The organism is Roseateles amylovorans (genome assembly GCF_025398155.2).
GTDB classification, from domain to species: domain Bacteria; phylum Pseudomonadota; class Gammaproteobacteria; order Burkholderiales; family Burkholderiaceae_C; genus Roseateles; species Roseateles amylovorans.
Map to the genome: position 1 here is coordinate 4,557,761 of NZ_CP104562.2, position 22,474 is coordinate 4,580,234.

The following is a 22,474-nucleotide window of genomic DNA, read 5'->3' on the forward strand; positions in this document are numbered from 1 at the left end:
CCGCTGGCGCTGCGCGCGGTCTCAACTGCTGGGCCCGCTGCGGTCTGGCGCAAAACTGGTTCGCATTGTAGCCCCAGCGGCGGACACCACCTCAAAATCGCGGATCGGGCAAACCCGCGAGCTGCCAAGCCGCCGCCAGATCATCCGGCAGCGGCGCCGAAAACGCCAGCGCCTGCGCCGTGATGGGATGCGCAAAACTCAGTCGCGCGGCATGCAGGGCCTGGCGCGCCAGTCCCAACGCCTGGGCGCCACCATAAAGCGGATCCGACACCAACGCATGCCCCTTGTGGCTGAGATGCACCCGGATCTGGTGGGTGCGTCCACTGTGCAACACGCAGTGCAAGGCCGAGACGGTACGCCGCAGTTCGCGCGCATCGGACCACTCCCCTTCGGCCAGCCGGAACACATCGGTGCGCGCCGGCTTGCCGCTGCCGACAACCGCCATGCGGGTGCGCGACTGCGGATCGCGGCCGATCGGCGCGTCCACCGTCCACGCCTCCGGCGTACGGCCGTGCGCCAATGCCAGGTACTCCCGGTGGACCTCGCGGGCCGCGATCATCCGCACCAGGGCCGTCACGGCGGGCAGACTCTTGCCAACGACCATCAGGCCGGAGGTGTCCTTGTCCAGACGATGCACGATGCCGCCCCGCGGCAGCGTGGCCGCGCCAGCGTGATGGGCCAGCAGCCCGTTCATCAGCGTGCCGGACCAGTTCCCCGCGGCTGGATGCACCACCAGTCCGGCGGGCTTGTGGACCACCAGCAGATGCTCGTCCTCGAAGACGATGTCCAGCGGCATCGACTCGGCGCGGAAGGCCAAGGCCTCCTCGGTCGGCACCAGATCGAGCTGCAGGCGCTGGCCCAGCCGCACCTTGCGTGACGCCTGCGTGGCCAATTGGCCACCCAGCCGCACGCAGCCGCGGTCGATCAACCCTTGCAGGTGATTGCGGGAGAATTCCGGCGCCAGTTGCACCAGCCATTTATCCAACCGAAGGCCCTGCTCGGACACACCGGCTTCCGCCTCGCGCCGTTCGGGCACTTCCGCGCCGACATCCTGCGCATCGTCAGCCCCTTCCGGGCCATCGTCCGCAGGCGGCACTGAGGGTTCTCCCGGGGCCGCATCCGCACGGTAAAGCTCGCCCGAGGGCGGCAGGGTCGAGCCGACCTGAACCATATAATCAACGCTCCAATTTCAGCAGAGGGCGGCAGTTCTGCCAGCCCGTGGGACCATGATCGAGACTTGGGCGTTGCGCCGCACTTCGGCCGACAAGGCCACCGTTGGGGCCGGCCAGCCGCGCACCGCGTGGCAGTCGTTCGCACTGACCGCTGTGATGGCCACCGTGGTGGGATTGTCCGGCTGTTCTTCCACGCCTAAGGAAGACCCCAACTCGCAGGCCAACCTCGAGAAATTGTACGCAGAGGCCAAGGAGGACATGATCAGCGGCAGCTACGACCGCGCGATCAAGTCGCTCGAACGCATCGAAGGCCGTGCGGCGGGCACCACGCTGGGCCAGCAGGCGCAGCTGGATCTGGCCTGGGCCAACTACAAGAGCGGCGAGCGCGTCCAGGCCGTGACGGTGCTGGACCGCTTCATCAAGCTCAATCCGTCCAGCCCCGCGCTGGACTATGCGCTCTACATGAAGGGCCTGGTCAACTTCAATGACGACCTGGGCCTGTTCGGCCGGATCGCGCGCCAGGACATCAGCGAACGCGACCAGCAGGCCGCTCGTGATTCGATGCAGGCCTTCAAGCAGCTGGTGGAGCAGTTCCCCGAGTCCAAGTACTCGGAGGACGGTCGCGTCCGGATCGACTACATCACCAACAGCCTGGCGGCCTACGAGGTCCACGTCGCGCGCTACTACTTCAATCGGGGCGCCTATCTGGCGGCCGCGAACCGCGCCCAGGCGGCGCTGCTGGAGTTCCAGAATGCACCGGCGCTGGAAGAAGGCCTGTTCATCATGGCCAAGAGCTACGACAAGCTGGGGCTCGAACAGCTGCGCAGTGACGCCGAGCGCGTACTGAAGGCCAGCTTCCCGGACAGCGCCTACCTCGCTGGCGGCCCGAAGGCCAAAGACAAGGCTTGGTGGCAGGTCTGGTGAGATCGAGAAGCGCCGCGATCGAGCGATGAGCGTCGATGGCGGTCGGTGGCCGCCGTTGCCTCCGCCTGCGGAGAGTGGTCAACCCGTCATGGCGCCAAAAGCGAAAGCCCGCTCGAGCGGGCTTTTTCATGCGCGGTCGCCGATACGACGATGGCGATGAGGTCCTCGCCGATCGGCGCAATCGACGCAATCGACGCAACCGGCGCGCCCCTCAACGGCATCAGGCACGCATCCGACACGCAGCCACCCTGCCGTCATGATCCGGCCACCCATCACGTCGCCCACTCCATCCAGGCCCTTCCGCCCTGCTCGTACATGAATGCGCGGGCGCGAGCCACCGGAAGTCCGCCGCATGCCCCGCAGCGCCCACGCGGCGCGTTCAATCGCTGTGCGACGCCGCCAGCTCGGCCAGCCACGCCTGCGCACCGGCCTCGTCGGCCACCTGCGTCATGGGCGGCAACGCGTCCCGCAGACGCCGCCCATAGTGCGACGCCGCCAGCCGGGGGTCACACACCACCAGCAGACCGCGATCGGTCTCGGTGCGGATCAGCCGGCCCGCGCCCTGCTTCAGCGCAATGGCGGCTTCGGCGATGAAGTATTCGGTGAACGCATTGCGGCCCTCGGCTTCCAGACGCTGCACCCGCGCCTCCACCAAGGGATCGTTGGGCGGCGGGAACGGCAACTTGTCGATCAGCACACATTGCAGCGCCTCGCCGGGCACGTCGATGCCCTCCCAGAAACTGGCCGACCCGACCAGCACCGAGGCCGGCTGCTGCACGAACTGCTGCAGGAGCTGGCGCTTCGGGGCGGTGCCCTGCACCAGCACCTCGATGCGATGCCCACCTTCGTCGAAGCGCTGGCGCAGCACCTCCGAGACCGTCTGCAACTGGCGCAGCGTGGTGGTCAGGATGAAGGTGCGCCCACCCAGCCGAGCGGCCAGGCGCGCACCCAGCAATCCCACGGATTCACCGTGATCCGGCTCGGACGGCTTGGGGAAATGACGCGGCACATACAAGCGGGCATGCGATGCGTAATCGAAGGGACTGCCCACGCGCAGCGTGCGGGAGTCCCCCAGGCCGGTCTGCTCGGTGAACCAACCGAGCTGCTCATCCTCGCCCAAGGTGGCGGAGGTGAAGATCCAGGCCTTGGGCGTGCCTTGCAGTTGCTCCTGCATGGCCTCACGCACATCCAGCGGGGATTCGACCAGACGCACCTGATGCACGCCGACATCCACCCAGCGCACCGCCCCCGGATCGGCCGGCCGCGCAAACAGCAGCGCCAATTGATAAAGCTCGGCCGCCCGCTCATGCAGGCGATGCAAATCAGGGCTGGACTCCATCACCGCCGCCAGGGCGTCGATGGCCTGCTCCAGGGCCTGTGCCGACTGCGTCAAGGCGGCCTCGAATTCCGCCTGCCCTGCACATTCGTTCCAGCGCAGCTTGAGCATGCCGCGCAGCTCTCGCCCACCCGCACAGGCCAGGCGGAGCGCACGGGCCGCGCGCTCGACGCCGGCGGCCACTTCCTGCCACTCCTGCAAACCTCTGGCCTGGGACAGGCCTTCGGCCAGCGCGTCACGGGCGAAGTCGAACAGCGCGGCGCTGCCCAGCATCCGCCCCAGGAAGTTCAGCCCGGCCTCGGGCAGTTGATGCGCCTCGTCGAAGATCGCCACTTCCACGCTGGGCAGCAGCTCCGCCACGCCACTGTCGCGCAGCACCATGTCGGCGAAGAACAGGTGATGGTTGACCACCACCAGGTCCGCCTCCATCGCCTCGCGCCGTGCCCGCACCACGTGACAGTCCCGATAGGACGGACATTCGGTACCCAGGCAGTTGTCGCGCGTCGAACTGACCACCGGAATGATCGGCGAGCGCTCATCCAGGCCATCGATCTCGGAGAAATCACCGGTGCGGGTCTGCAGGGCCCAACGCTCGATGCGGGCGAGCTGCGCCACCGCCCGTCGATCCGGCAGCTCGGCGCTGTGGCGCGCCTGCTGCATTCGATGCAAGCAGAGGTAACTCCCTCGGCCCTTCAGCAACGCGGCGCGCAGGGGCAGCGCGAAGGTGTCGAGCAGCCGCGGCAGATCCCGCATGAACAGCTGGTCCTGCAGGCTTTTGGTGGCGGTGCTGATCAGGGTGCGTCCGCCGGACAGCAGCGCAGGCACCAGATAGGCGAAGGTTTTGCCCACACCGGTGCCGGCTTCGACCACCAGCGTCTCGCGCGCGGCGATGGCCTGCGCCACGGCCTGCGCCATGCGCTGCTGGGGTTCGCGTGGGGCATAGGCGCCATCGGCGCGTGAAAGCGGCCCGCCGATGTCGAACGCTGCCACCACCGCCTGTTCCAGCTCGCCAGGCCGCATGGCATCGGCCCTCGCGGGCGCGGCAGGCGTCGCGAATGCGGACTCGCCCGGCGCCTCGGAGGCACCAGCCAGCAGTGCGGCCAGCTCATCCGGGTCGTCGTCGCCCCAAGGCGTGAGGATGGACGCGGCGGCGTCCGCAAGGGGGTGATCGGTCTCAGGCGGGTTCATCGGGATCACCAGCCAGCTCCAGCCGCGTGATTTCGTCACGCAGGGCCAGACGCTGCTTTTTCAGGCGTCGCAGGGAGAGCTCATCGGCCGGCTGGAGGTCGGACAAGACGTCGATGCGGTCGTCCAATTCGGCATGCGCCATGCGCAATTCGATCAGACGGCGGGCCGGCGAGTGAAGTTGTTCATCCATGCGGGGGGAATCACTCGACCGAAAGGCCGGGCCGGGCGATTATAGTTTTGGGATGAGTCGCACATCCCCAGGCTATCGCCTCAACGCCGCCACCGGCATCCATCGAGGCGATCGCCTGTATCAACAAGACCAGGTCCAGATCATGGCCCATCCGCGTCAAAGCGGCTGGGTCCTGGGCATCTGCGCGGACGGCATGGGCGGCAAGAGCGGCGGCCGCAAGGCAGCCGACCAGGTCATCCTCACCGCCCAGCAGCTGTTCGAGCGCTTCGTCCCCGGCGAGGAAGACGAAGCCGAGCTGCTGCGCCAGATCGTCTCCGAAGCGCATCTGATGATCCGCCTGACCGCGATCTCGGCGGAAGAAGAGCCGCACAGCACCCTGGCCGGCTTCATGGTCACGGCCGAGCGGCGCTGCCACTGGATCCACACCGGCGACTCGCGGCTCTACCACTTCCGCGGTCCCAACATGAAGCTGCGGTCGCTGGACCAGTCCTATGTGCAGCGGCTGGTCGACGAAGGCCAGATCACCGAGGAAGAAGCCCAGGTCCATCCGCAGTCCAACCTGCTGACCGCCTGCCTGGGCACGGTGCAGGAACCAACCCCGGTGGAATCCACCATCGAGCACCTGGAGATCGGCGACAGCTTGATGGCCTGCAGCGACGGCCTCTGGCACTACTTCACGCCCGCTGAACTGGGCACGGTGCTGCACAGCCTGCCGCCGCGCGATGGCGCCGAGCTGCTTGTGAGCAAGGCCCGCCAGCGCGCCAAAGGCACCGGCGACAACCTGTCGATCGCAATCGTCCGCCTCGATCCGATGGAGTGACACCGGTCCCCTGCTCCGCGCCGGCATCCTCCCGGATGGCCGCAGCGGGGAACTGAAATGTCAAAAAGGCGCCGAGGCGCCTTTTTTGCTGCCCTGACGCCGCTGGTCAGGTCGATGGAACGACGGATCGGCCGATGGGACGGTTCAGCCGGTACAACCGGAGAGCCCCAGGAGTCTCGACAGTCCGGAGCATCCGGCCCATCCAGGCAATCGAGGCAATCCAGGCAAACGGGTCCGCGTCGAACCGCGTCAACGCGGGGGCAGTCCCTGGATGTCGGAGGCGGAGGGCGTGGGCAGATGGGCGGGCGCCGGGCGCTTCGGATCCACCGGCTTGGCGGCGCGCTTCTTTTGCAGCGCCTCGGCCTGACGGGCGTTTTCCTCCGCCTGCTGGCGACGGACCTCGGCCGCTTCCCGTCGGGCCGCCGCCTTTCGCTTCGCCGCTTCGGCCTCGCGATCGACCTGACGTTGATGGAACTGCGGATTCGCCCGCGGCGCCCGGGCTGGCGGCAAAGCCGCGGCGGAGGCCGGCTGATCGGCCGCGCGCACGCTCTCGGTCTTGCGACGACCTTCATCGGCTGCGGCCTGCCGATCCTTTTCCTCGACGCGTGCCCGCTGGGCCTGCGCGCGACGCTGGCGATCGCGGGCATTGGCTTCCTGATCGGCCTTCTGCAACGGGCGAAGGGCCTGGATGCGCTCGGCTCGCAGATCCTCGTCGCAGCCGGTGCTCGCGAAACGCGCATGGCATTCGGCCAGCTTGTCCCGATAGTACTTTTCCACCCGAGCCCGCTCGGCGGCACGGGCGGCCTTGGACTGCGCTTCCTTCGCTTCCTCCTGGGCCTGGACCTGCACGTCGGCGGGGGCCTGGGCCCTGGCCGGACTGGCGGCCAACGCCCCCAACAGGCTCAGCACACCCAGGGCGGAACGTAGCGTCGGGGAGAGCAGCGGTGAGAAGACAGTCGGGCGCGTCATGAAGTCAGGAGTGCATCAGGTCAATGAAGTATCGACGTCCCGACGCTCCAGCGCCAAGTATTCCTGAGACTGCATTTCCTGGAGCCTTGACACGGTCCGCGGAAACTCGTGGGCCAGCGGCCCCTCGGTGTAGAGCTGTTCGGCCGGCACCTCGGCCGAGATGATCAGCTTGCAGCGACGGTCATACAGCACATCCACCAGCAGCGTGAAGCGCCGCGCCTCGCTGGCCAGTCGCGGCGGCATCGCCGGCACGTTGGACAGGATCAGCGTGTGGAACTGGGTCGCCAATTCCAGGTAGTCATTCTGCGAGCGCGGCCCGCCGCAGAGCTGCCGGAAATCGAACCACACCACGCCGCCCGCACGTCGGCGCGATCGGATCTCGCGGTGCTCGATGTGCAGCAGCGGATCCTCGTCCCGCGCCTCGGCCAGGGATTCGAAGGCTTCGGTGAGCGCCTGCTCCGCCCGCTCATCCAGCGGCGTGTGGTACAGCTCGACATGCTCCAGCGAGCGCTGACGATAGTCGGTGCCGTTGTCGACGTTGATGACTTCCAGATGGGCCTTCAGCAGCTCGATCGCCGGCAGGATGCGGTCACGATGCAGGCCATTTGGATAGAGGCCGTCCGGATGAAAGTTGGAGGTGGTGACGATCGACACGCGGTTGCGGAACATCGCATCCAGCAGCCGATGCAGGATCATCGCGTCGGTGACGTCGGCGACATGGAATTCATCGAAGCAGATCAGCCGGAAGCGCCGCGCGATGCGCTTGCCCAGCTCTTCCAGCGGATCCTGAATACCCTTGAGTTCCTGCAGCTCGCGATGCACCTCGCGCATGAATTCGTGGAAGTGCAGCCGCGTCTTGCGGGTGAGCGGAACGGCTTGATAGAAGCAGTCCATCAGGAAGCTCTTGCCCCGCCCCACGCCGCCGAACATGTAGACACCGCGCGGCAGCGGCGGGCGCACCAGCAGCTTGCTGAAGGCATTGGAGCGCCGGGCCTTGTAGTCGGCCCACTCGTCCTGGCAGCGCTGCAGTGCAGCCACGGCCCGCAGCTGCGCGGGATCGGCGGTGTAGCCGCGTTCGGCCAAGGTCTGCTGGTAGAGCTCGGTGACGTTGGTCATACGGGTAGTCAGGACTGGGGTCGGAGAAAGAGGCGACGACGGTGCGTCAGAGATCAAACCAGGCTCGGTTCACGATCAATCGGGCCTGCGCTTGAGCGGGCTTCAACGGGCCGACCCGTCAAGGAAAAAGGGGCGACTCATCGCCGCCCCTTTCACGCCGTTCGAGAGCCGGGGCTCAGAAGTTCAGCGTGCGCTTGTCCACGGCCAGGGCCGCTTCCTTGGTGGCTTCGCTCAGCGACGGGTGCGCGTGGCAGATGCGGGCGATGTCTTCGGCCGAGGCCTTGAACTCCATCGCCACCACGGCTTCGGAGATCAGCTCCGAGGCCATCGGGCCGATGATGTGAACACCCAGGATCTCGTCGGTCTTGGCATCGGCCAGGAACTTGACGAAGCCGGTGGTGTCACCCAGGGCGCGGGCACGGCCATTGGCCAGGAACGGGAACTGGCCCGCCTTATAGGCCACGCCATCCGCCTTCAACTGCTGCTCGGTGCGACCGACCCAGGCAATCTCCGGGCTGGTGTAGATCACCCAGGGGATGGTGTTGAAGTTGACATGTCCATGCTGGCCGGCAATGCGCTCGGCCACGGCCACGCCTTCTTCTTCCGCCTTGTGGGCCAGCATCGGGCCGCGCACCACATCACCGATCGCCCAGACGTTCGGCAGGTTGGTCTTGCAGTCGCCGTCCACGACGATCGCGCCGCGCTCGTCCAGCTTCAGACCGACCGCTTCCGGATTCAGGCCGATGGTGTTGGCGACACGGCCGATCGAGATGATCAGCTTGTCGACCGCCAGCGTCTGCTCGGCCCCCTTGGCATCGGTGTACTTCACCGACACGCCGTCCTTGCCGTTCTCGACCGCCGAGATCTTCACACCCAGCTCGATGTTCAGGCCCTGCTTCTTGAAGACCTTGGCGGCTTCCTTGGCGACGGATTCATCCGCGGCGCCCAGGAATGCCGGCAGCGCTTCCAGGATGGTGACTTCCGCACCCAGGCGACGCCACACCGAGCCCATTTCCAGGCCGATCACGCCGGAGCCGATCACGCCCAGCTTCTTCGGCACGGCGGGAATGCGCAGGGCACCGTCGTTGGACAGGATGTTGACCTCGTCGAACGGTGCGCCCGGCAGCTGGCGGGCGTTGGAGCCGGTGGCGATGATCACGTGCTTGGCCTGCAGCGTTTCGGCAGCAGCGCCGGTCACAGCGATCTCATAGCCACCATCCTTGGCCGCCGCGAACGCGCCGCGACCGTGGAAGAAGGTGACCTTGTTCTTCTTGAACAGGTAAAGGATGCCGTCGTTGTTCTGCTTCACGACCGCGTCCTTGCGACCGATCATCTTGGCGATGTCGATCTTCAGGTCGTTCATCGAGATGCCATGGTCGGCGAAGCCGTGACCCGCGTGCTCGAAGTGCTCGCTGGATTGCAGCAGGGCCTTGGACGGGATGCAGCCGACGTTGGTGCAGGTGCCGCCGGGCGCGGGGCCGCCCTTGTCGTTCTTCCACTCGTCGATGCAGGCGGTGTTGAAACCCAGCTGCGCTGCGCGGATGGCGGCGATGTAGCCACCAGGACCGCCGCCGATGACGACGACGTCGAATTGCTTGCTCATGAATTTGATTCCTTGTTCGCAGACCCCGAAGTGCCGGGGCGTCGCGAGCGACCGCCTCAACAGGCGCGGCGGTCACCCCTTCCAGGCGCGGACAGTCCGCGCGGGGAATGAGTGGCCTCCGCGGCCACGACGCGAGGCGGTCGCGCCGTGGACATGCTCAGATGTCGAACAGCAGACGGGCCGGATCTTCCAGCGCATCCTTCATCGCCACCAGGCCCAGCACGGCTTCACGGCCGTCGATGATGCGGTGGTCGTAGGACATGGCCAGGTAGTTGATCGGACGGATCACGATCTGGCCGTTCTCCACCACCGCGCGGTCCTTGGTGGCGTGCACGCCCAGGATCGCGGATTGCGGCGGGTTGATGATGGGCGTGGACAGCATCGAGCCGAAGGTGCCGCCGTTGGAGATCGAGAAGGTGCCGCCGGTCATCTCTTCGATGCCCAGCTTGCCTTCCTGCGCCTTCTTGCCGAACTCGGCGATCTTCTTCTCGATGTCGGCGAAGCTCATCTGGTCCGCATTGCGCAGGATGGGCACCACCAGGCCGCGCGGCGAGCCGACGGCAATACCGATGTCGAAATAGCCGTGGTAGACGATGTCGTTGCCGTCCACCGACGCATTCAGCACCGGGTACTTCTTCAGCGCATGCACCGCCGCCTTGACGAAGAAGCTCATGAAGCCCAGCTTGGTACCGTGCTCCTTGGTGAAGCTGTCCTGGAACTTCTTGCGCAGGTCCATCACCGGCGCCATGTTCACTTCATTGAAGGTGGTCAGGATGGCGTTGGTCGACTGCGATTGCAGCAGGCGCTCGGCGATGCGGGCGCGCAGGCGGCTCATCGGCACGCGCTGTTCCGGGCGATCGCCCAGGTTGGCGGCGGTCGGCGCGGCCACGGCGGGCAGCGGCTTGGCGGCCGGGGCGGTGGGCGCGGCGACCGGTGCGGTCACGACGGCCGGCTTGGCGCCGCCTTCGATCGCACCCAGCACATCACCCTTGGTGACACGACCATCCTTGCCGGTGCCGGACACGGTGCCGGCGGCCAGGTTGTTGTCGGCCATCAGCTTGGCAGCGGCCGGCATGGCGACGCCCGCCTTGCTGGTGCTGTCCGACGACGCGGCAGCGGCAGCCGGCGCGGCAGCAGCCGGTGCGGGTGCGGCGGCGACCGGGGCGGCGGCGCCGGCCTTGGCTTCGCTGTCAATCTTGGCGATGACCTGGTCGGAGGTCACGGTGCCGCCGTTGGCCACGGTCAGCTCGGTGATCACGCCGGCGGACGGTGCCGGCACTTCCAGCACGACCTTGTCGGTCTCGATCTCGATCAGGATTTCATCGATCGCCACGGCGTCGCCGGGCTGCTTCTTCCAGGTCAGCAGGGTGGCTTCCGCGACCGACTCCGACAGTTGGGGAACTTTGACTTCAACGATTGCCATGATGTTTTTCTCTCGGTTTTCAGTAAACCGGAGCCTTGCGCCTGACCGCACCGGACGGGATCACCGTCCGGCGCGGTTGTCATTGCGGCGCCTGGCGTCCGCAATAACTCACTTCGTCAGCACGAAGCCCTTCAGCTTGCCGAAGGCCTGATCCAGCAGCGCCTTGAGCTGCTCCTGGTGCAGGTGGGCATAACCGACGGCCGGCGATGCGGAAGCCGGACGGCCTGCATAACCCAGCTTCTGACCGTCCACCATGTTTTCGTGGATGTAGTGCTGCACGAAGAACCAGGCGCCCTGGTTCTGCGGCTCGTCCTGGCACCAGACGATCTCGGTCGCGTTCGGGTACTTCTTGACCTCGGCGGCGAAGGCCTTGTGCGGGAACGGATACAGCTGCTCGACGCGGATGATGGCCACGTCCTTCTTGTCGCCACGGGCCTTCACCAGGTCGTAGTACACCTTGCCCGAGCAGGCCACGATGCGCTTGACCTTGGCGTTGTCGAAATCGGTGCCCAGTTCCGGGATCACGGTACGGAACTCGCCCTTGGTGAATTCGCTCACCGGCGAGGTCGCATCCTTGGCACGCAGCAGCGACTTCGGGGTCATGATGACCAGCGGCTTGCGGAACATGCGCAGCATCTGACGACGCAGCAGGTGGAAGATCTGCGAAGCCGTGGTCGGCTGCACGATCTGCATGTTGTTGTCCGCAGCCAGCTGCATGAAGCGCTCCAGGCGAGCCGAGCTGTGCTCGGGGCCCTGGCCTTCATAGCCGTGCGGCAGCATCAGGGTCAGGCCGTTGGCACGGCCCCACTTCACTTCACCCGAGGCGATGAACTGGTCGATCACCACTTGGGCGCCGTTGGCGAAGTCGCCGAACTGGGCTTCCCAGATGGTCAGCGTGTTGGGTTCGGCGGCGGCATAGCCGTACTCGAAGCCCAGCACCGCTTCTTCCGACAGGATCGAGTCGATCACCACGAACGGCGCCTGACCTTCGGCCACGTTCTGCAGCGGAATGTAGATGCCTTCGTCGAAGCGCTCGCGGTTCTGGTCGTGCAGCACCGCATGGCGGTGGGTGAAGGTGCCACGGCCGCAGTCTTCACCGGACAGGCGGATCGGATAACCCGACGCCACCAGCGAGGCGAAGGCCATGTGCTCGCCCATGCCCCAGTCCACATTGATCTCGCCGCGACCCATGGCGGCGCGGTCGGCGATCACCTTCTCGACCAGCGAGTGGGCCTTGAAGCCCACCGGCAGCGTGGTGATCTTTTCCGAGATGCGCTTCCACTCGGCGCTCGGCAGCGCGGTGTCGCAGCTGTCGGTCCACTTCTTGCCCAGGAACGGGCTCCAGTCGGTGGCGTACTTGCTCTTGTAGTTGGTCAGCACCGGATCGACGGTGTGACGGCCTTCGTCCATCGCGGCGCGGAAGGCCTTGACCATGCCGTCCGGACCTTCGGCGTCCAGCACGCCCTGGGCCACCAGCTTCTCGCCGTACAGCTTGCGGGTGCCGGGATGCTGGGCGATGGTCTTGTACATCAGCGGCTGGGTGAGCGCGGGGGTGTCCTGCTCGTTGTGGCCCAGCTTGCGGAAGCAGACGATGTCGACCACGACATCCTTCTTGAACTGCTGGCGGTATTCCAGCGCCAGCTGGGTGCACAGCACCACGGCTTCCGGATCGTCGCCATTCACGTGCAGCACCGGCGCCTCGATCATCTTGACGACGTCGGAGCAGTACAGCGTCGAGCGGGTGTCGCGCGGGTCGCTGGTGGTGAAGCCGATCTGGTTGTTGATGACGATGTGGACCGTGCCGCCGGTGTAGTAACCGCGGGTCTGGGCCAGTGCCAGGGTTTCCATCACGACGCCCTGGCCGGCGAAGGCCGCATCACCGTGCACCAGCACCGGCAGGACCTGGTCGCCGGACTTGTCGCCGCGACGGTCCATCCGTGCCTTGACCGAGCCTTCGACGACCGGGTTGACGATTTCCAGGTGGGACGGGTTGAACGCCAGGCTCAGGTGAACCGGGCCGCCAGGGCTGGTCACATCGCTGGAGAAACCCTGGTGGTACTTGACGTCACCGGCGGGCAGGTCCTCGGGGGCCTTGTGCTCGAACTCGGCGAACAGGTCCTTGGGCATCTTGCCCAGGGTGTTGACCAGCACGTTCAGACGGCCGCGGTGGGCCATGCCGATCACGATTTCCTGCACGCCCTTGGCACCGGCGCTCTGCACCAGCTCGTCCATCGAGGCGATGAAGCTTTCGCCGCCTTCCAGCGAGAACCGCTTCTGGCCGACGTACTTCGTGTGCAGATAGCGTTCCAGGCCTTCGGCCGCGGTCAGGCGGTCGAGAATGTGCTTCTTCTTCTCGGCCGAGTAGGCGGCCTTGCTGCGGATCGCCTCCAGGCGCTCCTGCCACCAGCGCTTCTCGGTGGGCTCGGTGATGTGCATGAACTCTGCACCGACGGAGCCGCAATAGGTTTCACGCAGGGCCTGCACGATCTCGCGCAGGGTCATGCGCTCGGCCTTGGTGAAGTAGGTGTTGGTCGCGCTGAAGCTGATGTCCATGTCGGCCTCGGTCAGACCGTAGGACGAGGGCTCCAGCTCGGGAATCTTGGGGCGCTCGGTGCGCTTGAGCGGGTCCAGGTCGGCCCAGCGGGAGCCGAGTGAACGGTAGGCCGCGATCAGCGACTGCACATGGACCTGCTTGCCCGCGACTTCCAGTTCCGCGCTGGACACCTTGGTGTTCAGGGCATTGGCCTTGGCGCGCTGGGCGAAGGACTCGATGACCGGCGCATGCGGAACATCCCGCTTGTCGCTGCCGTCCACTGCAGGCACGTGCTGCAGGGCATCGAAATAGGCACGCCAGTTGTCTGGCACGGCGCCCGGGTTGTCGAGGTACTGTTCGTACATTTCCTCGACGTAAGGGGCATTGCCCCCGAACAGGTAGGAGTTCGACCTGTATTGCTGCATCATCTTCGCTCACCTCTTGCCCCGGCTTCCAGGGCTATCGGCTGGTTAGTAAACCTTCCGCGACACGGCTTGACCGGTTGGCGGATTGCGACCCGCCTTGTCTGTTGCCAGAAAAGGGGACGGGAAGGACCTCTAGTCACAGCGCGGGACTGTAGCACCTTGCCTGATCCAGCGCTGTGGCGCGGGCGTCCACTTTTCGACGGAAAGTCTAGGTCACCACACCGGTGCGTGCGCGCCCGCCGTCTACGCAGTACCCACGATGTGTGAGAGAGGCAAAGTCGGTCAGGCACAGCCACAACGTGCGCTGCGGGGCGGGCGCCGACACCCCATCCACCGCCCGCATCGGCAACCGCACGAGACACGGTGTTACCGCCGTTTCCTTTGCGTGTGGCGTGCCGCAGTCGGTCCCAAACGTTTGCGATCCGTGGGGGCATGGCCTAGACTTCGCGGCGCGGTTCCGCCCCGCGATTGAATGGCGGACCGCGGGGACACAGGAGATCCCACATGCAAGTTCGAGTTGTCGACTACCGCGCCGCCGATGCGGCCGAGCAATTCACCCGTTCCCTGCACGAGACCGGTTTCGGCGTGCTGGTGAACCATCCCCTCCCGCAGAGCCTGGTCGAGAAGATCTACGCCGACTGGCTGGCCTTCTTCAACGGCGACGAGAAGCAGGCCTTCGCGTTCTCCAAGGAGACGCAGGACGGCTACTTCTCCACCGAGATCTCGGAAACCGCCAAGGGCCATACCCAGAAGGACATCAAGGAATACTTCCACATCTATCCGTGGGGCCGTATTCCTGCGTCGTTGAAGGACGATGCGATGCAGTACTACCGCATCGCCAACGACCTGGCGGCGGAGCTGCTGTCCTGGGTGGAGCAGCACACCCCGGCGGAGATCGCGAAGAACTACCGCGAGCCGCTCTCGCAGATGATCAAGGACAGCAAACAGACCCTGCTGCGGGTGCTGCGCTATCCGCCGCTCACCGGGCAGGAGCCCGCTGGCTCGCTGCGCGCCGCTGCCCACGGCGACATCAACCTGCTGACCATCCTCCCCGCGGCGAACGAACCCGGCCTGCAGGTCCTGGACAAGGACGGCGCCTGGGTCGACGTGCCCGGCGATTTCGGCATGCTGATCATCAACATCGGCGACATGCTGCAGGAAGCCTCGCAGGGCTACTACCCGTCGACCCAGCACCGCGTGGTCAATCCGACCGGTGACGGCGCCACCAAGAGCCGCGTCTCGCTGCCGCTGTTCCTGCATCCCCGCAATGACGTGGTGCTGTCCGACCGCTACACCGCGCACGAGTATCTGGAAGAGCGCCTGCGCGAGCTGGGCGTCAAGACCTGACCCGGCCAGCGACCCGCATCGGTGCCAGCGCTGGCGCCTGAAGACCGCGGCAGGATCCCCGCAAGCCCCACGGGCCATGCACCGCTACAGTGGTGCATGGCCCGTGTCGTTTCCACCGTGATCTGGCTGCAGCCGGACGCACCGCCCAAGCCCGCGCCGGGTGCCCCGTGCAACGGCTGCGGCTTGTGCTGCCTGGCAGAACCGTGCCCGGTGGGGGTGATCGTCAGCGGCCGTCGCACCGGCGCCTGTCGGGCGCTGCAGTGGTCGGCCGAGGCACGACAGTACCGCTGCGGCATGCTGGTGCATCCCGCACGCTATCTGGGCTGGCCACGCGCCCGCCCGGACGCGTGGCTCAATCGCCTCGTCCGGCGCTGGGCGCGGCGCATGATCGCCGCCGGCGTCGGCTGCGATGCGGACCTGGAGGCGATCGCCGCGCTTGCGCCCTCTCCGGCCGCCCCTCACGACCGCGACACCCCACCGCCGTCGATGACGAGCACGGGAACGGGAACGGGAACGGGAACGGGAACGGAACCGTGAACCGGAAAGGGATCTGCGTCCCCGTTAGCCTGTTACCCCGGTACCCCGTTACCCGGTAAACCCGCCACTCGGGACACGCGCCTCCGGACAACCGCTAGTCTGAAATCACGGCGCGTCCCCTAGCATGGCCCGTCGCTTGCATCGTCAAGGGACGCGCGGCCTCACCCACGCCCGGTCCATCCCAACCCAAGGGCGCGAACCGAGCGGCTGCGCTTCCCCAATGCCCCCAGGAGTCATGCCCATGGTCAGCCTTTTCCGCCGTCCCTGCAGTTCCGGATCCACTCGATCACCACGACCGCCATCGGACCGCAGCACGCCCCGCCCGATGCCTCGCGCACCGCGCCCGTGGCTGGGCGTTGCCCTGGCCACGGCGCTGGCCCTCGGCGCGGCGGGCGGCGCCTCGGCGGCGGCGTTGCGCTGGGCGGCGCAGAACGACGTCCTCACGCTGGATCCCCACTCGCAGGATCACACCACCACCAGCGCCATCCTGCAGCATGCCTACGAGGGCCTGACCCGCTACAACGAGCAGTGGGAGGTCGAGCCCTGCCTGGCCACCAAATGGACCACCGTCAGCCCCACCCAATGGCGCTTCGAGCTGCGCCGCGGCGTCAAGTTCCATGACGGCTCGCCCTTCACCGCTGACGATGTGATCTTCAGCTTCCAGCGCATCCGCCAGCCGCAGGGCACGATGCAGATCTATGTGACCGGCATCAAGGAAATCAAGAAGATCGATGACTACACCATCGACCTGATCCTGGAGGCGCCGCAGCCCATCCTGCTGCGCAATCTGATCGACTTCCGCATCATGAGCAAGACCTGGGCGGAGAAGAACAAGGCCACCCAGCAGGCAGACTACAAATCCAAGGACGAGAACTTCGCCAGCCGCAATGCGTCCGGCACCGGACCGTTCAAGATCACCGGCTGGCAGCCCGACCAGAAGGTGACGATGGAGGTCAACAAGAGCTGGTGGGACAAGCCGCGCGGCAACATCACCGAGCTGAGCTATCTGCCGATCAAATCCGATCCGACCCGGGTCGCGGCATTGGTCACCGGCGATGTGGACATGCTCACCGACGTGCCGGTGCAGGACGTGCTCAAGCTCAAGCAGGACCCCAAGCTCAAGGTGATCGAAGGCCCGGAGACCCGCACCATCTTCTTCGCCATGGACCTGGGCAGCGACGAACTGCGTGGTGCCTCGGTCAAGGGCAAGAACCCGTTCAAGGATGCTCGCGTGCGGGAGGCGCTGAGCTTGGCCATCGATCGGGAAGCCATCAAGCGGAGCATCATGCGCGGCATGTCGGTGCCCGCCGCGCTGATGGTCGCCCCCGGCGTCAACGGCCATGCCGCCGACATCGACAAACCCCTGCCGCCCGATCTGCCCAAGGCCAGGAAGCTGCTGGCCGAGGCCGGCTACCCGTCCGGCTTCGAGGTGCCGCTCAACTGCCCCAACAACCGCTACATCAACGACGAGGAGATCTGCCTGGCCGTGGTGTCGATGTGGAGCAAGATCGGCATCCAGGCCCGCCTGGTGGCGCAGCCGATGTCGCAGCACAGCCAGCTCTTCCAGCGCTTCGAATCGCCGCTGTTCATGCTGGGATGGGGCGTTTCCACCCGCGATGCACTCTATTCGCTGCAGGCCCTGGCCCATACCCGCACCGGCGGTGGCGCGGACGGCAGTTTCAATTTCTCCAAGGTCAGCGATGCGACACTGGACAAGCTGATCGATGCCGCCAAGAGCGAAACCGACGCCGTCAAGCGCGACGCCCTGCTGCGCGACGCCCTGCTGCGGGTACGCGATCAGCATCTGTTCATCCCGCTGCACCATCAAGTGCGTCCGTGGGTGGTGCGTGCCAACGTCGACACGCCGCACCGTTCCAACGACCGGCCGGAAGCACGCTTCACCACCGTCAAGTGAACGACGACGGACGGTCACCGGCCGCTTGATACCGGCTCGCCGGCCATAGCAGACCACGCGGCGCGGGGCGGATCGAAAGATTCGCCCCGCGTCGCTTTGACGGTGCGCTCACCCCCGCGCCCGTTCCGTCTTCCCCAATGACGGGCCAACGCGCTGACTTTCCGAGCCCCCAGCTCGATTTTTTCTTCGGTTGATCCGGGCAATCCCCAGTGCCGCCGGACGTTCCGGGCGCTCAGGCCCCGATAGCATTCCCCGCATCACGAACCGCAGGGAGTTGCACGCTCATGTCCACCCGACTGATTGACGCCTGGATGCGCACCGCGCGCTGGAACGAGAACGAACGGCGCCCCGGCGCCGCCCTGCTGGCCGAGGCACAGCCATCGCGGCGCACGCCGCTGACCTCCCTGGCGCTGGGGGTCGGCCTCGCGCTGGCCACTGCGGTCACGGTGGTGCCGACCGCTCAGGCGGCGACGCTGCGCTGGGCGGCGCAGAACGACATCCTGACGCTGGATCCGCATTCGCAGAACCACAGCACCACCAACACCATCGCCCAGCAGGGCTACGAAGGCCTGACCCGCTACGACAAGACCTATCAGGTCGAGCCCGCGCTCGCGACCAAATGGACGCAGACCAGCCCCACCCAGTGGCGCTTCGAGCTGCGCAAGGGCGTCAAGTTCCACGACGGTACGCCCTTCACCGCGGACGACGTGGTCTTCTCCTTCGGCCGCATCCGGCAGCCCAACGGCACCATGCATCCGTTCATTGCCGGCATCACCGAGATCCGCAAGGTCGACAGCCACACGGTGGATCTGATCCTGGCGGCGCCCAATCCGATCCTGCTGCGCCAAATCGTCGATTTCCGCATCATGAGCAAGACCTGGGCGGAGAAGAACAAGGCCACCAACCTGCCGGACTTCAAGTCCAAGGAAGAGACGGTGGCCACCCGCGCGGCCAATGGCACCGGCCCTTACCGCATCACCGGCTGGCAGCCGGACCAGCGCATCACCATGGTCCAGAACAAGGACTGGTGGGATGCGAAGAACGCGACCAATGTCGAAGAGATCATCTACACGCCGATCAAGTCAGACCCGACCCGCGTGGCCGCACTGATCTCCGGCGATGTGGACCTGCTGACCGACATCCCCACCCAGGACGTCGCCCGGCTGCGCTCCGACGGCCGTCTGGGCGTGCTGGAGGGCAATGAGGTGCGCACCATCTTCATCGGCCTGGACCAGGGCAGCGACCAGTTGAAGAACAGCAGCGTCCAAGGCAAGAACCCGTTCAAGGACAAGCGGGTGCGCGAGGCGCTGTCCATCGCCATCGACCGCGAGGCCCTCAAGCGCGCCACGATGCGCGGCCTGTCGGTGCCGGCGGGCATCATGGTGGCACCGGGCGTGAACGGCAACACGCCGGACATCGACCTACCGGCCAAGGCCGACATCGAACGCGCCCGCAAGCTGCTGGCGGAGGCCGGTTATCCCAACGGCTTCGAGGTGCCTTTCAACTGCCCCAACAACCGCTATGTCAATGACGAGGAGATCTGCGTCGCCGTCACCGCGATGTGGACCAAGATCGGCGTGAAGGCGCGGCTGCAGACCGAATCCTTCAGCACCTACAGCCCCAAGCTGCAGGCCTTCGAGTACCAGCTGTTCCTCTACGGCTGGGGCGTGCCGACCTATGACGCGCTCTACACGCTGCAATCGCTGACCCACACCCGCACCGGCGGCGCGGACGGCAGCGGCAATTACTTCCGCATCAGCGACGCGAAGCTCGATCAGATCATCGATGCCGCCAAGGTCGAGGGCGATGTGTCCAAGCGCAATGCGCTGCTGAGGGAGGGTCTGCTGCGCCTGCGCGATGAGGTGCTGCTGATCCCCATCCACCATCAGGTGCGGCCGTGGGCGATGAAGAAATCGGTGCAGACGGTGCATCGTTCTGATGACCGGCCGGAAGGACGCTTCACCACGATGAAGTGAGGCGGTCTCGGCGCGCCCGGGAGGGCGTGCCGAGGAGCTTCAGCCGCTTGTTCACAGGCGGCGATGGCGCGCGTCGCCGACGCGGCGTGAGGCACTCAACCCTCACCCCTCACCCCACGGGGCCCGTGGCTGGCCATGGATCACCGCAGCAGCGGACGAGCGACATGCAGATCCGCTGGTCACTCACCCATCGCTGCCTTTCAGCCAACGGCCGTCGCCGGTCGTTCAAAAGGGACCTGCTTTGACCAGTCCAGGCCACCGCAACGGCGGCCATGGAACCTGCCGCCGTTACCGGAAATTGCGGCAATACAGCGGCTGAGCGCAGCGGAGCGATTGAGTGGCCAAACGGCGCGGTGAGCGCGGGTAGCTCGGACTCGAAATAGCTATTAACTGCACAGGATGCTGCAGGTTTTTGCCATTCGAGCTCCGTAAACCATGGATTCGTTGAGGTGCCATGTGACAGCTCAGGCGCTGAAACTGATGCCTGCGCTTTCGTAACCAGTACCCAACGGAGTAATACCTGTGAACCAACCCGTCCAAGCCATCAACGCCGCCCAACTTGCTTCGAGGAAAACTGCAGGCCGTCAAACGTCAAAAGCCGTCAAAAGCAATGAGACGGGCCTCCCGGACGCGGTTGTCTCGCAAGCTGACAACGAACCCAGCGACTTGTTCGAGCACAACATCGCTGACGCAGGGGCTCCAAACCCTCCGACCGCCCCCGCCGACTCGGCGCCTTCCAGTGAGCCGAACCTGTCTTTGAGCGAACCGACCGAGGCCACCGACACCTCATGTCGCAAAGAGGGGCAGGCAGGCGATGACAATCAGAATTGTGATGCGCTATTGCCGTTGCCGTGGCTCATCGGCGGTGTCGGCGGAGTGGCATTCGCAGCCGCCGCGCTCAGCAGTGGAAGCAGCGCCTCGGGGCAGCAACCCAGCTTGGTGTCGCCATCAACAGTGCCCGGACGAAGCCCCTCCGAATCCGCCTCGTCATCCCAACCCGACCGTTCGATGACACCGGCTGATTCGGCAGCGCATCCGCTTTTACAAGCGCCGCGCCTGTCTACTGGCAGCGGACGGAGCACGATTGATCCGTCCGACCATATCAACGTTCAACTGACCTCCCCCGGCAATCGCTGGGTCTACCGATTGGACAACTCCACGGTCTGGGTAACAGGCGAGGGTCAGTCCATTCCCGCCGATGCGATCAGCAGGGGCGTGCATGCGGTGACAGTGGCACAGGTCGATGATCAAGGGCAAATCGGCGATTTCGCGAAGATCGCGGTGCGCGTGCATGTGCCTAACTCCTCGCCGGAGTTGGCGTTGATCAACGACACCGGTATGTCACCGACCGACGGCTTGACCCACGACGGCACGATCTCGGTGACCGGCTTGGCCAACGACGCCCCCTGGTATTACCGGGTGAATGGCAGTGCGACCTGGACACTGGGGACCCATGCCCAGATCCCCGCGGAAGCCTTGAAGGACGGAAGCAATGTCGTTGAGGTTTACCAGCAGGGCGATGACCCGGACACCGTGGTCATTAAAACGCTGGTCGTTCAGTTGGATCAGACAGCGCCCGACGCGCCTGTTCTGACGATAAACAGCGCCGCGCCGGTGCTGAACGCGTCTGGCTCTGTCAACCTGTCCCAACTTGAGGCAGGCGGGACGTGGGAATGGCGCGTGGACGGCGGCGATTGGCATCATGGGCAAGGCAGTGCACTGCCATCGACCGATCTACTTCAAGGAAGTCAGAGGGTTGACGTCCGGCAGACGGATGGCGCAGGCAATGTGAGCAACATCCAGTCACTCGACCTCTCCGTCGATTTTTCAACGCCCGGGCAGTTGTCAGCGTCTGTGATGAAAAACAGCAGCACCGTGGCAACCAACAATCTGATCTCTGCAAACGGTTATCTTGCAATTGGCGCATTGGACCCCAATGCGCATTGGGAATTCAAGGTGGGTGGGGATGATCATTGGCGCCTGGGGAATGACAACGGCGTTCTTTCCACCCGATATTTCGACGAGGGCAGCAACACAGTGCTCATCCGTCAAGTCAATGAAGCCGGTAACGCAGGTACGGAAACCGCGGTGACGTTCAATGTGGACACGGTGGCCCCGGTCATCGACATCATCCCCATTAAAGAGGCGTCTTTCCTGCCAAATGAACATTACATGTACTTGAATGCGGATAGCTCGTTCAAAGTGAAAGTTGACACCCAAACGAAAGTCACCTTTGCCGGACAAACATATAACATTGCCGCCGGAGGTTTGGCCGTGTGGGTTGCGGGCTATTTGAAGGAAGGCACCAATACCCTGGTGGCGACAGCGACCGATGAGGCTGGGAACGTGACCACACGTACCTTCACGCTCGTCTACGACGGCACTCCTCCGAAGGCCCCAGTTCTCTCGCTGAAAAATGACACAGGCGCTTATTCGATGGACGGCATCACGTCTGACGGAACGATCGAGGTGTTAGGTTTGCAGTACGAGGATAAAATTCGCCATAGCGAGGACAATGGGCTGTCGTGGTCTGATTGGTCACAGACGCGTGAGATTGCTTCCAGCGTTTTCGGTAACGACGGTGAGAAACGCGTGATGGTGCAGGCGATGGACACCCTTGGCAATATCGGTGCGTCTTCCACCATCCATTTCACACTGGATTCCACAGTGCTTTAACCACCGCACCATCAAGTGCGGCCTTGGGCGATGCAAAAGTCGGTGCAGACGGTGCATCGTTCCGATGACCGACCGGAAGGACGCTTCACCACGATGAAGTGAGGCGGTCCTCGGCGTGCCCGGGAGGGCGTGCCGGGGCTTCAGCCGCTTGCTCACAGGCGCCGATGGCGCGCTTCGCCCGACGCTGCGGCGTGAGGCACTCACCCTCCCTCTCCCCCACGGGGCGGGCCATGGATCACAGCAGAAGCGGACGAGCGACATGCAGATCCGCTGGTCGCTCACTCGTCGCTGGCTTTCAGCCAACGGCCGTCGCCAGTCGTTCAA

15 protein-coding genes are annotated in these 22,474 nt (G+C 65.4%); 7 read left to right on the forward strand and 8 right to left on the reverse strand.

Annotation, left to right across the window (positions count from 1 at the left end; translation table 11 throughout):
* Positions 1-91: 91 nt before the first annotated feature.
* On the reverse strand, positions 92-1,171 hold the full coding sequence (locus N4261_RS18885; RefSeq protein WP_261756815.1) for an RluA family pseudouridine synthase: 1,080 nt from the start codon (positions 1,169-1,171) through the stop codon (positions 92-94).
* A gap of 55 nt (positions 1,172-1,226) precedes the next feature.
* On the opposite strand from N4261_RS18885, the gene N4261_RS18890 reads away from it, so the two are divergent.
* On the forward strand, positions 1,227-2,096 hold the full coding sequence (locus tag N4261_RS18890; protein ID WP_261756816.1) for an outer membrane protein assembly factor BamD: 870 nt from the start codon (positions 1,227-1,229) through the stop codon (positions 2,094-2,096).
* 379 nt (positions 2,097-2,475) lie between these two features.
* On the opposite strand, the gene yoaA is transcribed toward N4261_RS18890, so the two are convergent.
* Both yoaA and N4261_RS18900 read right to left on the reverse strand, forming a co-directional pair.
* Positions 2,476-4,452 carry a DNA repair helicase YoaA gene (yoaA, locus tag N4261_RS18895; RefSeq protein ID WP_435532078.1) on the reverse strand — a complete coding sequence of 659 codons (1,977 nt, stop codon included), beginning with the start codon at positions 4,450-4,452 and terminating at the stop codon, positions 2,476-2,478.
* A gap of 154 nt (positions 4,453-4,606) precedes the next feature.
* A complete protein-coding gene (locus tag N4261_RS18900; RefSeq protein ID WP_261756817.1) occupies positions 4,607-4,810 on the reverse strand; it encodes a YdcH family protein in 204 nt (67 codons plus the stop codon).
* A gap of 52 nt (positions 4,811-4,862) precedes the next feature.
* Between N4261_RS18900 and N4261_RS18905 the strand changes: the two genes are divergently transcribed.
* Entirely contained in the window at positions 4,863-5,630 is a 768-nt protein-coding gene (locus N4261_RS18905) for a PP2C family protein-serine/threonine phosphatase (RefSeq protein WP_261756818.1), read from the forward strand.
* Positions 5,631-5,879: 249 nt separating this feature from the next.
* Here N4261_RS18905 and N4261_RS18910 read toward each other — a convergent pair whose 3' ends face one another.
* The 5 genes from N4261_RS18910 to N4261_RS18930 form a co-directional block, all read right to left on the reverse strand.
* Positions 5,880-6,599, reverse strand: a complete 720-nt coding sequence (locus N4261_RS18910) for a hypothetical protein (protein WP_261756819.1) — start codon at positions 6,597-6,599, stop codon at positions 5,880-5,882.
* Positions 6,600-6,614: 15 nt separating this feature from the next.
* Positions 6,615-7,715: a cell division protein ZapE gene (gene zapE, locus N4261_RS18915; protein WP_261756820.1), complete on the reverse strand. Its 1,101-nt coding sequence runs from the start codon at positions 7,713-7,715 to the stop codon at positions 6,615-6,617.
* 175 nt (positions 7,716-7,890) lie between these two features.
* A complete protein-coding gene (gene lpdA, locus N4261_RS18920; RefSeq protein WP_261756821.1) occupies positions 7,891-9,318 on the reverse strand; it encodes a dihydrolipoyl dehydrogenase in 1,428 nt (475 codons plus the stop codon).
* A 157-nt stretch (positions 9,319-9,475) separates the two neighbouring features.
* On the reverse strand, positions 9,476-10,741 hold the full coding sequence (gene odhB / locus N4261_RS18925) for a 2-oxoglutarate dehydrogenase complex dihydrolipoyllysine-residue succinyltransferase (RefSeq protein WP_261756822.1): 1,266 nt from the start codon (positions 10,739-10,741) through the stop codon (positions 9,476-9,478).
* Positions 10,742-10,849: 108 nt separating this feature from the next.
* Complete coding sequence (locus N4261_RS18930; RefSeq protein WP_261756823.1) at positions 10,850-13,702, reverse strand: 2-oxoglutarate dehydrogenase E1 component; 2,853 nt, start codon at positions 13,700-13,702, stop codon at positions 10,850-10,852.
* A gap of 501 nt (positions 13,703-14,203) precedes the next feature.
* Between N4261_RS18930 and N4261_RS18935 the strand changes: the two genes are divergently transcribed.
* From N4261_RS18935 to N4261_RS18955, 5 genes are all read left to right on the forward strand, one after another.
* A complete protein-coding gene (locus N4261_RS18935; protein ID WP_261756824.1) occupies positions 14,204-15,046 on the forward strand; it encodes an isopenicillin N synthase family dioxygenase in 843 nt (280 codons plus the stop codon).
* Between the two features lie 96 nt (positions 15,047-15,142).
* Positions 15,143-15,583, forward strand: coding sequence for a hypothetical protein (locus N4261_RS18940; RefSeq protein WP_261756825.1), 441 nt, complete (start codon positions 15,143-15,145; stop codon positions 15,581-15,583).
* Positions 15,584-15,908: 325 nt separating this feature from the next.
* Positions 15,909-17,498 carry an ABC transporter substrate-binding protein gene (locus N4261_RS18945; protein ID WP_261756826.1) on the forward strand — a complete coding sequence of 530 codons (1,590 nt, stop codon included), beginning with the start codon at positions 15,909-15,911 and terminating at the stop codon, positions 17,496-17,498.
* Between the two features lie 284 nt (positions 17,499-17,782).
* Positions 17,783-19,474 carry an ABC transporter substrate-binding protein gene (locus N4261_RS18950; RefSeq protein ID WP_261756827.1) on the forward strand — a complete coding sequence of 564 codons (1,692 nt, stop codon included), beginning with the start codon at positions 17,783-17,785 and terminating at the stop codon, positions 19,472-19,474.
* 522 nt (positions 19,475-19,996) lie between these two features.
* Positions 19,997-22,150 carry a hypothetical protein gene (locus tag N4261_RS18955; protein ID WP_261756828.1) on the forward strand — a complete coding sequence of 718 codons (2,154 nt, stop codon included), beginning with the start codon at positions 19,997-19,999 and terminating at the stop codon, positions 22,148-22,150.
* The last annotated feature ends 324 nt before the right edge of the window (positions 22,151-22,474 follow it).

Bases quoted from the DNA above. Each gene is read 5' to 3' on its own strand.
- N4261_RS18885 (WP_261756815.1), bottom strand. From the start codon at position 1,171: ATGGTTCAGGTCGGCTCGACCCTGCCGCCCTCGGGCGAGCTTTACCGT.
- N4261_RS18890 (WP_261756816.1), top strand. From the start codon at position 1,227: ATGATCGAGACTTGGGCGTTGCGCCGCACTTCGGCCGACAAGGCCACC.
- yoaA (WP_435532078.1), bottom strand. From the start codon at position 4,452: ATGCGGCCTGGCGAGCTGGAACAGGCGGTGGTGGCAGCGTTCGACATC.
- N4261_RS18900 (WP_261756817.1), bottom strand. From the start codon at position 4,810: ATGGATGAACAACTTCACTCGCCGGCCCGCCGTCTGATCGAATTGCGC.
- N4261_RS18905 (WP_261756818.1), top strand. From the start codon at position 4,863: ATGAGTCGCACATCCCCAGGCTATCGCCTCAACGCCGCCACCGGCATC.
- N4261_RS18910 (WP_261756819.1), bottom strand. From the start codon at position 6,599: ATGACGCGCCCGACTGTCTTCTCACCGCTGCTCTCCCCGACGCTACGT.
- zapE (WP_261756820.1), bottom strand. From the start codon at position 7,715: ATGACCAACGTCACCGAGCTCTACCAGCAGACCTTGGCCGAACGCGGC.
- lpdA (WP_261756821.1), bottom strand. From the start codon at position 9,318: ATGAGCAAGCAATTCGACGTCGTCGTCATCGGCGGCGGTCCTGGTGGC.
- odhB (WP_261756822.1), bottom strand. From the start codon at position 10,741: ATGGCAATCGTTGAAGTCAAAGTTCCCCAACTGTCGGAGTCGGTCGCG.
- N4261_RS18930 (WP_261756823.1), bottom strand. From the start codon at position 13,702: ATGATGCAGCAATACAGGTCGAACTCCTACCTGTTCGGGGGCAATGCC.
- N4261_RS18935 (WP_261756824.1), top strand. From the start codon at position 14,204: ATGCAAGTTCGAGTTGTCGACTACCGCGCCGCCGATGCGGCCGAGCAA.
- N4261_RS18940 (WP_261756825.1), top strand. From the start codon at position 15,143: ATGGCCCGTGTCGTTTCCACCGTGATCTGGCTGCAGCCGGACGCACCG.
- N4261_RS18945 (WP_261756826.1), top strand. From the start codon at position 15,909: ATGCCTCGCGCACCGCGCCCGTGGCTGGGCGTTGCCCTGGCCACGGCG.
- N4261_RS18950 (WP_261756827.1), top strand. From the start codon at position 17,783: ATGTCCACCCGACTGATTGACGCCTGGATGCGCACCGCGCGCTGGAAC.